Below are 10,072 nucleotides of genomic sequence, written 5' to 3' on the forward strand. Positions count from 1 at the left end.
CGTAAGGGCGGAAGGGGCCAGAAGCCCCCCTACAAAAAACAGATATTCACCCCCCAGCCACACCAACCCAAGTTGTACAAAGTTGTAACAACCCCAAATCACACTCAAAAAAACAAAAACAAAAACCCATCTAAAACAACAAATTAACCAATCTTATTAAAGTCGTTACACAAGAAAGCCCCCGATTGCCTCCTTGCTGAACACTCGTTTAGCATGACCCTCAGAAAGCCCCTCACACCTACCACAATAATTCGAGGCTCCCCATGACTGCTCCGTCATCGTTACTGACCCATATCGAAGCCGGTGTCGCCTGGATCACCCTGAACCGCCCGGAGCAGCGCAACGCGCTGGACATCCCCGCGTTGAAACGCCTACATGCCGTGCTGGAATCCTGCAACAGCGACCCAGCCGTACGCGTGGTGGTCCTCACCGCCACCGGCCGCAGCTTCTGCGCGGGTGCTGACCTGGCCGAGTGGGCTGACGCCGAAGCCCGTGGCGCCTTGGAAACCTATGGCTGGACCGAAACCGCCCATGCCTTGATGCAGCGCCTGCACAGCCTCGAAAAACCCACCATCGCCGCCATCAACGGCACCGCCGTGGGCGCCGGAATGGACCTGAGCCTGTGCTGCGACCTGCGCCTGGCCGCGCAGTCGGCCCGTTTCAAGGCCGGCTACACCAGCATGGCCTACTCGCCGGACGCCGGTGCCAGCTGGCACCTGCCGCGCCTGATCGGCAGCGAGCAAGCCAAGCGCCTGCTGTTCCTTGACGAACTGTGGGGCGCCGAGCGCGCATTGGCGGCAGGCCTGGTGAGCGAAGTCTGCGCCGACGAGCAATTGCCGGCCGCCGCCGCCGAGCTGGCCAGCCGCCTGGCCCAGGGCCCGACCTTCGCCTACGCGCAAACCAAACGCCTGATCCGTGAGGGCGCCGAGCGCAGCCTGGCCGAGCAACTGCAGGCAGAACTCGCTGCCGGCCTGCTGTGCGGGCGCAGTGAAGACGGCGCCGAAGCCCTGCGCGCCGCCACCGAAAAGCGCGCGCCACGCTTCGTCGGCCAGTAAGCCCCCCATTCCCCGGTACCCCAGGAACAAACCATGAACTTCCAACTGACCCAAGAACAAGAAATGTTGGTGGATGCGGTACGCAGCTTCGTCAGCAAGGAACTGTTGCCCCACGAGGAGGAGGTGGACCGCGCCGACGCCGTCTCGCCGGAACTCGCCGCGCACATCCGTGGCAAAGCCATCGCAGCCGGGTTCTACGCCTTCAACATGCCCGAAGAGGTCGGCGGCGGCGGGCTCGACTACCTGTCCCAGGCGTTGATCGAACGCGAGCTGTCCAAAGTGTCCTGGGCGCTGCACGTGTTCGTCGCGCGCCCCTCGAAGATCCTCATGGCCTGCACTGGCCAGCAGATCAATGACTACCTGTTGCCGTGCATCCAGGGCGAGAAAACCGACTGCTTCGCCCTGACTGAACCGGGCGCCGGCTCCGATGCCAACGCCATCAAGACCCGCGCGGTGCGTGAAGGCGACGATTTCGTGCTCAATGGCAGCAAGCATTTCATCAGCCATGCCGGGCACGCCGACTTCGCCATCGTCTTCGCGGTCACCGACACCTACGAGCACAACGGCCGCAAGCGCAATGCCGTCACCGCCTTCCTGGTCGACCGGGGTACACCAGGCATGACCATCCGCCGCGGGCCGAAATGCGTGAGCAACCGTGGCTATCACACCTACGAACTGTTCTTCGACGACTGCAAGGTGCCGGCCAGCAAGGTGCTGGGCGAAATCGGCAAGGGCTGGGAAGTGGCCAACGCCTGGCTCACGGCCGGGCGGGTGATGGTCGCCGCCAACTGTGTCGGTCAGGCGCAGCGTGCGCTGGACGTGTCGCTGCAATGGGCGGCCGACCGCAAGCAGTTCGGCCAACCCATCGGCACTTACCAGGGCGTGTCGTTCAAATTGGCCGACATGGCCACGCAGATTCGCGCCGCCGAACTGCTGACCCTGCACACCGCCTGGAAAATGGACCAGGGCAGCATGACCGACGGCGAGGCCGGCATGGCCAAGCTGTTTGCCAGCGAAGTGCTCGGCAAGGTCGCCGATGAAGCCGTGCAGATCTTCGGCGGCATGGGCCTGATGGACGAGGGCCCGGTTGAGCGGATCTGGCGCAACGCGCGGATCGAGCGGATCTGGGAAGGCACCTCGGAAATCCAGCGGCACATCATTTCCCGCGAACTGCTGCGCCCGCTGCTGCGCTGATCGGGCTGGAGAACACTCATGTCGCAGACCCTACGTGACAACCTCAAGCGCCTGCTGGCACCGCGTCACCTGGCCTTTGTCGGTGGCCGCAGCATGGCGCGGGCGCTCAAGCGCTGCGCCGACGGCGGCTATCCAGGCCCGATGTGGCTGGTGAACCCGCAGCACGACAGCCTCGACGGCATCCCCTGCGTGCGCAGCGTGGCCGATTTGCCCGAAGCACCGGACGCCGTATTTATCGCCACCAACCGCGAACTGACGCTGAGCTGTGTCGCCGAACTGGCCACCCGTGGCGCGGGCGGCGCGATCTGCTATGCCTCGGGCTTTGCCGAAAGCGGCGCTGAAGGCCTGGCCTTGCAACAGCAATTGCTGAAAGCGGCAGGCCCCATGGCGCTGCTCGGGCCCAACTGCTATGGCCTGCTCGACTACCTGCACAGCAGCGCCCTGTGGCCGGTTGCCCATGGCGGCAAGGCGGTGGACAAGGGCGTGGCCGTGCTGACCCAGAGCGGCAACTTTGCCTACAACCTGTCGATGAGCGACCGCTCGCTGCCGGTGGCCTACATGGCCTCGGTGGGCAACCAGGCGCAACTGGGTATTGCCGAGCTGATGGACGTGCTGCTCGACGAGCCGCGCGTCACCGCCATCGGCCTGCACCTGGAAGGCCTGAAGAACGTGCCGGGCTTTGCCCGCGCCGCCCACAAGGCGCTGGAGCAGGGCATCCCGATCATTGCCCTGAAAACCGGGGTGTCGCAGATCGGTGCCGAGCTGGCCCTGAGTCACACCAGCTCGCTGTCCGGCTCTGATGCCCTGTACGACAGCCTGTTCGAGCGCCTGGGGGTGATTCGCGTCAGTGGCCCGGTGAGCTTTGTCGAAACGCTCAAGGCCGCCGCCTGCGGTAACCTGCCCAAGGGCAACAGCCTGATTGCGCTGGCCTGTTCCGGTGGCGATGCCGGCCTGATCGCCGACTATGCAGAACGCAATCACCTGAGCCTGCCAAGCCTGAACCCGGCTCAGGTAAGCGAACTGGCCGAGGTACTGCCGGTCTACGCCAACCTGGTCAACCCGCTGGACTTCACCACGGCGATCTGGGGCGATGGCCCGGCGCTGCAACGCATGCTCGACAGCGCCCTGTGCACCGAAGCCGACGCAGCCATGTTGGTGCTGGACTATCCCGCCGAATTCACCGGGGAGCGCAAGGAGTGCGACCTGCTGCTGGAGCTGTACTGCGCCGCCTTGCAGCGCCACGGCAAGACCGGCTTTGTCACTTCGGCGTTCCCCGAGTTGCTGCCATCCTTCGCCCGTGAGCGCCTGCATGCTGCCGGCGTAGCGGCGTTGCAGGGGGTAGAAGACGGGCTCGCCGCCTGGGGGCGGATCGCCGCTTATCAGGCGCGCCGCGCCGATCTGCTGGCCCTTGGCGAGTCGGCGTTGGCGCCGCTCAGCCCGCCCGCGCTGGCCGACGAGGGCCAACTGCTCAACGAATGGACCTCCAAGCAGGCACTGGCCGGGTTCGGCCTGCCGATTCCGCAAGGCGTGCTCAGTACCCCGCAGCAGGCTGTGGCCGATGCGCGCCGGGTCGGCTACCCGCTGGTACTCAAAGCCGTCAGCGCCCAGCTGCCGCACAAGACCGAAGCCGGGGCGGTGGCCCTGAACCTCGCCGATGAAGCGGCCCTGAGCCGGGCGCTGGACCTGATGCGCGCACGTATCGACGCCTATGCGCCGGGCGTGCCGTTCGACCAGGTACTGCTGGAGCCCATGGCCAGCGCGCCGTTGGCCGAGCTGATCGTCGGTATCAAGCGTGAAAACGACTTCGGCCTGGCGTTGGTGATCGGCGCCGGCGGGGTACTGGTCGAGCTGCTCAAGGACAGCCAGAGCCTGCTGCTGCCCACCACCGACGGCGCGATTCGCGCAGCACTGCTGCGTCTGCGCAGTGCGCCATTGCTGCTGGGCTTTCGGGGTAAACCGGCAGCGGACCTCGACGCGCTGGTCGCGGCGATTCGCGCGGTGGCCGACTACGCCTGCGAGAACGCCGGGCAACTGCTGGAACTGGATGTGAACCCATTGATGGTCGGTGCCCACGGCACCACCGCGGTCGATGCCTTGATCCGCCTCGGCCAGGTGTAAGGAGATGAACATGAACAACGGCACATTGACCGGCGGCCAGGCCCTGGTGCGTTTGTTGGCCAACTACGGTGTCGATACCGTGTTCGGCATCCCCGGGGTACATACCCTGGAGTTGTACCGTGGCTTGCCGGGCAGCGGCATTCGCCACGTGCTCACCCGCCATGAACAAGGCGCGGGCTTCATGGCCGACGGCTATGCACGGGTCAGCGGCAAACCGGGGGTGTGCTTCGTTATCACCGGGCCAGGCGTGACCAACGCCGCCACCGCCATCGGCCAGGCCTATGCCGACTCGATCCCGATGCTGGTGATCTCCAGCGTCAACCATACCGCCAGCCTGGGCAAAGGCTGGGGCTGCCTGCACGAAACCCAGGACCAGCGCGCGATGACCGCGCCCATCACGGCATTCTCGGCCGTGGCCCTGCGTGCCGAAGACCTTCCCGAGCTGATTGCGCGGGCCTACGCCGTGTTCGACAGTGAACGGCCACGTCCGGTGCATATTTCGGTGCCGCTGGACGTGCTGTCGGCGCCGGTCGCCCGTGACTGGAGCGCCGAGGTGGTACGCCGGCCCGGGCGTGGGCCCGCCAGCGCACACAGCCTCGATGCCGCTGCCAGCAAGCTGGCCAAGGCCAAGCGCCCGATGATCATTGCCGGGGGCGGGGCCTTGCACGCAGCCGCCGAGTTGCAGCAGATGAGCACCCAGCTGGCGGCGCCGTTTTTCACCAGCGTGGCCGGCAAGGGGCTGGCGGGCCTGAATGCGCCGCTCAATGCCGGCTCTTCGCTGTGCGTCCAACCTGGCTGGGACTTGATCGCCGAGGCCGACGTAGTGGTGGCGGTAGGCACCGAGATGGCCGATACCGATTTCTGGCGCGAGCGCCTGCCGCTGAACGGCGAATTGCTGCGGGTGGATATCGACCCGCGCAAGTTCAATGACTTCTACCCATGCGCGGTGGCCTTGCACGGCGATGCGCAGCAGACCGTCGCGGCATTACTTGAGCGCTTGCCGGCCAGCCCGCGCGACGCCGACGCCGCACACGCCGCAGTGGCCAAGCTGCGCAAGGCCGTAGACGCCAGCCATGGGCCGTTGCAGGTATTGCACCAGCACATTCTTCAGCGCATCGCTGCGGTCCTGCCGGACAACGCCTTCATCAGTACCGACATGACCCAGCTGGCCTACACCGGCAACTACGCTTTCGACAGCCGCGCGCCACGCAGCTGGCTGCACCCGACCGGCTACGGCACGTTGGGCTACGGTCTACCGGCAGGCATCGGTGGCATGTTCGCCAGTGCGGATCGCCCAGGGTTGGTACTGGTCGGCGATGGCGGCTTCCTTTATACCGCCCAGGAACTGGCCACGGCAGTCGAAGAGCTGGACCGTCCGCTGGTGGTGTTGCTGTGGAACAACGATGCCCTGGGGCAGATCCGCGACGATATGCTCAGCCTGGATATCGAGCCGATTGGCGTGTTACCGCGCAACCCGGATTTTGCCGGTCTGGGCCGGGCCTTCGGCTGCAGCGTGGCGCAGCCGCAAAGCCTGGATGAATTGCAACGGGACCTGCGCAGCGGCTTTGCCCGCAAGGGCGTGACCCTGATCGAACTCAAGCACGCCTGTGCGCGCTGAGCCCAACTTGCGACAGAGGGAGTTTGCCATGCGTTTTTCCAACCTGACCCAACGTATCGCCGGCGACGGCGCCGCTGCCTGGGACATCCACTACCGCGCCCTGCGCATGCTCGAGCAAGGGCGGGACGTACTGCTGCTGTCGGTCGGCGACCCGGATTTCGACACTCCGGCGCCGATCGTCCAGGCGGCCATCGACAGTTTGCAGACGGGCAACACCCACTACGCCGACGTGCGCGGCAAGCGCAGCCTGCGCGAGAGTATCGCCCGCCGTCATCAGCAGCGCAGTGGCCAGGCCGTCAGCGCCGATCAGGTCACGGTGCTGGCCGGGGCGCAGTGCGCACTGTTCTGTGTGGCGCAATGCGTGCTCAACCCAGGCGACGAGGTGCTCGTGGCCGAGCCGATGTATGTCACTTACGAAGCAGTGTTCGGCGCTTGCGGGGCCACGGTGATTCCGGTTCCGGTGCGCCCTGAGCAGGGCTTCCGGGTGCGTGCCGAAGATGTCGCGGCGCGCATCACCCCGCGTACCCGTGCGCTGGCCCTGAACAGCCCGCACAACCCTTCGGGCGCCAGCTTGCCGCGCAGCACCTGGGAGGCGCTGGCCGAACTGTGCGTTGCCCATGACTTGTGGATGATCAGCGACGAGGTGTACAGCGAGCTGCTGTATGAAGGCGAGCACATCAGCCCGGGCAGCTTGCCGGGCATGGCCGAGCGTACGGCGACGCTGAACAGCCTCTCCAAGTCGCATGCCATGACCGGCTGGCGGGTTGGCTGGGTGGTGGGTTCCCCCGCGCTGGCGGCGCACCTGGAAAACCTTGCGCTGTGCATGCTGTACGGTTCGCCGGAGTTCATCCAGGACGCCGCCGTGGTTGCCCTGGAGCAGCCGCTGCCGGAGCTTGAGGCGATGCGCGAGGCTTACCGCCAGCGCCGCGACCTGGTCTGTGCCAGCTTGGCTGACTGCCCTGGCGTGCGTGCCTTGAAGCCCGATGGCGGGATGTTCGTCATGGTCGACATCCGCGAAACCGGGCTCAGCGCCCAGGCCTTTGCCGACCGTTTGCTCGACCTGCATGGTGTTTCGGTGTTGGCCGGCGAGGCCTTCGGCCCCAGCGCTGCCGGGCATATCCGCCTGGGCCTGGTGCTTGCTGCCGAACCCTTGCGCGAAGCGTGCCGGCGTATCGCCCGTTGCGCCGCTGAACTGATGGAGGCGCAGGCTCATGCGTGAATACAGCCGCCTGTTTATTGATGGTCGCTGGCAAGTGCCGGCCGGGCAGGGCATGGCCGAAGTGATCGACCCGGCCAGCGAAACCGTCACCGGCAAGGTGCCGCTGGGCAATGCTGAGGACGTGCAGCGTGCCGTCACGGCGGCACGGCGGGCGTTTGCCGGCTGGGCGGGTACCGCCTCCAGCGTGCGGGCCGGCTATATCGCCGCCTTGGTCGCGCAGTTGAAAGCCCGTGCAGACGAGATGGCCAGCGTGATTACTTCCGAGCTGGGCATGCCGGTGCAGTGGTGCCGCGCGGTGCAGGTCGAGGGGCCGATTGCAGGCCTTGAGCAGTATGTCGAGCTGGCCGGCTTGATGGATGCGGTACGCGAAGTCGGCAATTCCCTGGTGTACCGCGACGCAGTGGGCGTATGTGCCTTCATCAACCCATGGAACTACCCGCTGCACCAACTGATCGGCAAGCTCGCTCCGGCCTTGGCGGCGGGTTGCACGGTGGTGGTCAAGCCGAGCCAGGAAACCCCGCTGCATGCCTTCCTGCTGGCGGAAATGATCGAGGCCATCGGTTTGCCGGCCGGGGTGTTCAACCTGGTCAGTGGGCCGGGTTCGAAGGTAGGGGAGGCGCTGGCTCGTCATCCGGACGTGGACATGGTTTCGTTCACTGGCTCCACCGGCGCTGGCGTGCGCGTGGCGCAGGCGGCGGCGCCGTCGGTGAAGCGCGTGTGCCTGGAACTGGGCGGCAAGTCGCCGCTGTTGATCACTGCCGATGCCGAGCTTGAGGCGGCGGTGCGCTATGGCGTGCAGGACGTGATGATCAACTCCGGGCAGACCTGCACCGCCTTGACCCGCATGCTGCTGCCCGCCAGCCGCTATGCCGAGGCCCTGGAGATTGCCGTCGATGAAGCCCGCAGCCTGGTGATGGGCGACCCGCAGGACCCGCGCAGCTTCCTTGGGCCGATGTGCTCGGCAGCGCAGCGGCGCACGGTGCAGGATTACATGCGCCTGGGCCGGGAGGAGGGTGCGCGATTGCTGTGCGGGGGTGAGACGCCTGCGGCGTTCGAGCGGGGCTTCTATGTGCCGCCGACGCTGTTTGCCGATGTCGACAACCGCATGCGTATTGCCCAGGAGGAAATCTTTGGCCCGGTGTTGTGCCTGATCCCGTATCGCGATGAAGCCGAGGCGCTGGCGTTGGCCAATGATTCGCCGTTCGGCCTGTCCAGCGCCGTGTGGGCCGGCAGTCGCGAGCGGGCGTTGCAGTTGGGGCGGCAATTGCGTGCCGGGCAGTGCTTTGTCAATGGCGCGGCGTTCAACTACCAGGCGCCGTTTGGCGGCTACAAGCAGTCGGGCAATGGCCGTGAGTGGGGCGAGGAAGGCCTGGCCGAGTTTGTCGAAATCAAGGCCGTGCAGCTGTGAGCTGCGTAGGGCGAATTAACTGTTTGAGGGAAGCTGCATGAAAGTATTGATCGTCCATGCTCATCCTGAGCCGCAGTCCTTTACCGCTGCCTTGCGTGACCAGGCGGTGGCGACCTTTGAAGGCCAGGGGCATCAGGTGCAGGTCAGCGACCTGTATGCGATGAACTGGAACCCGGTGGCCAGTGCTGATGACTTTGTTCACCGGGAGAACCCGGAGTACCTGGTGTACGCGCTGGAGCAGCGGTTGGGGGTGAAGAGCCAGTCGCTTGCCGCCGATATCCAGCAGGAGCTGGACAAGCTGTTGTGGGCGGACCTGGTGGTGCTGAACTTCCCGATTTTCTGGTTCTCGGCGCCGGCGATGCTCAAGGGCTGGATTGACCGGGTGCTGGTGTCGGGGGTGTGTTATGGCGGCAAGCGTTTTTATGACCAGGGTGGTTTGGCCGGCAAGCGGGCGTTGGTGACGGTGACCTTGGGTGGGCGTGAACACATGTTTGGCGAGGGGGCGATTCATGGCCCGCTGGAGGACATGCTCAGGCCTATCTTGCGCGGGACGTTGGCTTATGTCGGCTTTGACGTGCTGGCGCCGTTTGTGGCGTGGCATGTGCCGTATATCAGTGATGAAGCGCGCCAGGGGTTCCTGGGGGATTATCGCCAGCGCTTGGAGCAGTTGTCGGATGATCTGCCGCTGGTATTTCCGAGGTTGTCGCAGTTTGATGAGGCGTTGTACCCGCTGGTCCCGGTGGTGTCTGAGTAACCAGTGCTGCGCACTTGATCGCTGGCAAGGCCAGCTCCCACAGAGTCCTCCTGTTCTGCCGCCGCCCGTTTCGTTTGCACACGCGCAACTTTGTAGCCGCTGCCGTCAGGCTGCGCTGGAGCCCGTTAGGGCTCCCAAAGGCGGCGCCTGCTATGCAGGCGAGCGCAGCCTGACGGCAGCGGCTACACCGGGAAACCTGAGCGTGCCCTTGACCTTGATCTGCCGGCCCCGTACCCGTTGGTCTCGGCGGTGTCTGAATAACAAGTGCTGCGCACTTGATCGCTGGCAAGGCCAGCTCCCACAGAGTCCTCCTGTTCTGCCGCCGCCCGTTTCGCCTGCACACGCGCAACTTTGTAGATACCGTCTTGCCCGTCACCGGGCAAGTGCTAACTTCGGGTCATAAGGTTGTCCCGATTTCAGCACCCCAAAGACGATATGCAGCATTTTGCGCATCACGGCACAGACGATCTGCTTGCCCGCTTTTCCTTTAGCCTTCAAACGGGCCTTCATCGCCATCATTGGCTCACTCATGTTCATTGCTGTGATGCTGGGTAGATACAACGCCTTACGTATGCGCCCTGAGCCTGCCTTACTGATCGGGGTTCGGCCTTTGAAGGTCCCAGACTCCGCCAGCTGTGGGTTCAAACCCGCAAATGAAACGACCGCGCGGGCGCTGCGAAACTCCGTAGGATCACCCAGTTCAGCA

The 10,072-nt window shown here is 65.2% G+C and carries 8 protein-coding genes; 7 read left to right on the plus strand and 1 reads right to left on the minus strand.

What is annotated here, in order from left to right:
- Nucleotides 1-263: 263 nt before the first annotated feature.
- The 7 genes from M5G11_RS23335 to M5G11_RS23365 are packed head-to-tail and all read left to right on the plus strand — an operon-like array spanning nucleotide 264 to nucleotide 9,366.
- Nucleotides 264-1,055, plus strand: coding sequence for an enoyl-CoA hydratase/isomerase family protein (locus M5G11_RS23335; RefSeq protein WP_273914103.1), 792 nt, complete (start codon nucleotides 264-266; stop codon nucleotides 1,053-1,055).
- A 33-nt stretch (nucleotides 1,056-1,088) separates the two neighbouring features.
- Complete coding sequence (locus tag M5G11_RS23340) at nucleotides 1,089-2,249, plus strand: acyl-CoA dehydrogenase family protein (protein ID WP_273914102.1); 1,161 nt, start codon at nucleotides 1,089-1,091, stop codon at nucleotides 2,247-2,249.
- A gap of 18 nt (nucleotides 2,250-2,267) precedes the next feature.
- Complete coding sequence (locus M5G11_RS23345; RefSeq protein ID WP_273914101.1) at nucleotides 2,268-4,367, plus strand: acetate--CoA ligase family protein; 2,100 nt, start codon at nucleotides 2,268-2,270, stop codon at nucleotides 4,365-4,367.
- A 10-nt stretch (nucleotides 4,368-4,377) separates the two neighbouring features.
- The gene (locus M5G11_RS23350; protein ID WP_273914100.1) at nucleotides 4,378-5,985 is read left to right on the plus strand and encodes a 5-guanidino-2-oxopentanoate decarboxylase; all 1,608 of its coding nucleotides are present in this window, start codon (nucleotides 4,378-4,380) and stop codon (nucleotides 5,983-5,985) included.
- A gap of 28 nt (nucleotides 5,986-6,013) precedes the next feature.
- Nucleotides 6,014-7,204 carry a pyridoxal phosphate-dependent aminotransferase gene (locus M5G11_RS23355; protein ID WP_273914099.1) on the plus strand — a complete coding sequence of 397 codons (1,191 nt, stop codon included), beginning with the start codon at nucleotides 6,014-6,016 and terminating at the stop codon, nucleotides 7,202-7,204.
- Entirely contained in the window at nucleotides 7,197-8,612 is a 1,416-nt protein-coding gene (locus M5G11_RS23360; protein ID WP_273914098.1) for an aldehyde dehydrogenase family protein, read from the plus strand. The genes M5G11_RS23355 and M5G11_RS23360 overlap by 8 nt, the downstream gene beginning before the upstream one ends.
- 37 nt (nucleotides 8,613-8,649) lie before the next feature.
- Nucleotides 8,650-9,366 (plus strand): NAD(P)H-dependent oxidoreductase, encoded by a 717-nt coding sequence (locus tag M5G11_RS23365; protein ID WP_273914097.1) that lies wholly within the window; start codon nucleotides 8,650-8,652, stop codon nucleotides 9,364-9,366.
- 372 nt (nucleotides 9,367-9,738) lie between these two features.
- Here the strand turns inward: M5G11_RS23365 and M5G11_RS23370 are convergent.
- Nucleotides 9,739-10,072: transposase (locus M5G11_RS23370; protein WP_273925369.1), on the minus strand; the 334-nt coding region annotated here is incomplete at its 5' end.

It is taken from the genome of Pseudomonas fontis (genome assembly GCF_028656955.1).
GTDB lineage: Bacteria > Pseudomonadota > Gammaproteobacteria > Pseudomonadales > Pseudomonadaceae > Aquipseudomonas > Aquipseudomonas fontis.

What these genes read in the sequence shown, in the direction of transcription:
- M5G11_RS23350 (WP_273914100.1), top strand. Translation starts at nt 4,378, where the DNA reads ATGAACAACGGCACATTGACCGGCGGCCAGGCCCTGGTGCGTTTGTTG.
- M5G11_RS23335 (WP_273914103.1), top strand. Translation starts at nt 264, where the DNA reads ATGACTGCTCCGTCATCGTTACTGACCCATATCGAAGCCGGTGTCGCC.
- M5G11_RS23355 (WP_273914099.1), top strand. Translation starts at nt 6,014, where the DNA reads ATGCGTTTTTCCAACCTGACCCAACGTATCGCCGGCGACGGCGCCGCT.
- M5G11_RS23360 (WP_273914098.1), top strand. Translation starts at nt 7,197, where the DNA reads ATGCGTGAATACAGCCGCCTGTTTATTGATGGTCGCTGGCAAGTGCCG.
- M5G11_RS23345 (WP_273914101.1), top strand. Translation starts at nt 2,268, where the DNA reads ATGTCGCAGACCCTACGTGACAACCTCAAGCGCCTGCTGGCACCGCGT.
- M5G11_RS23365 (WP_273914097.1), top strand. Translation starts at nt 8,650, where the DNA reads ATGAAAGTATTGATCGTCCATGCTCATCCTGAGCCGCAGTCCTTTACC.
- M5G11_RS23340 (WP_273914102.1), top strand. Translation starts at nt 1,089, where the DNA reads ATGAACTTCCAACTGACCCAAGAACAAGAAATGTTGGTGGATGCGGTA.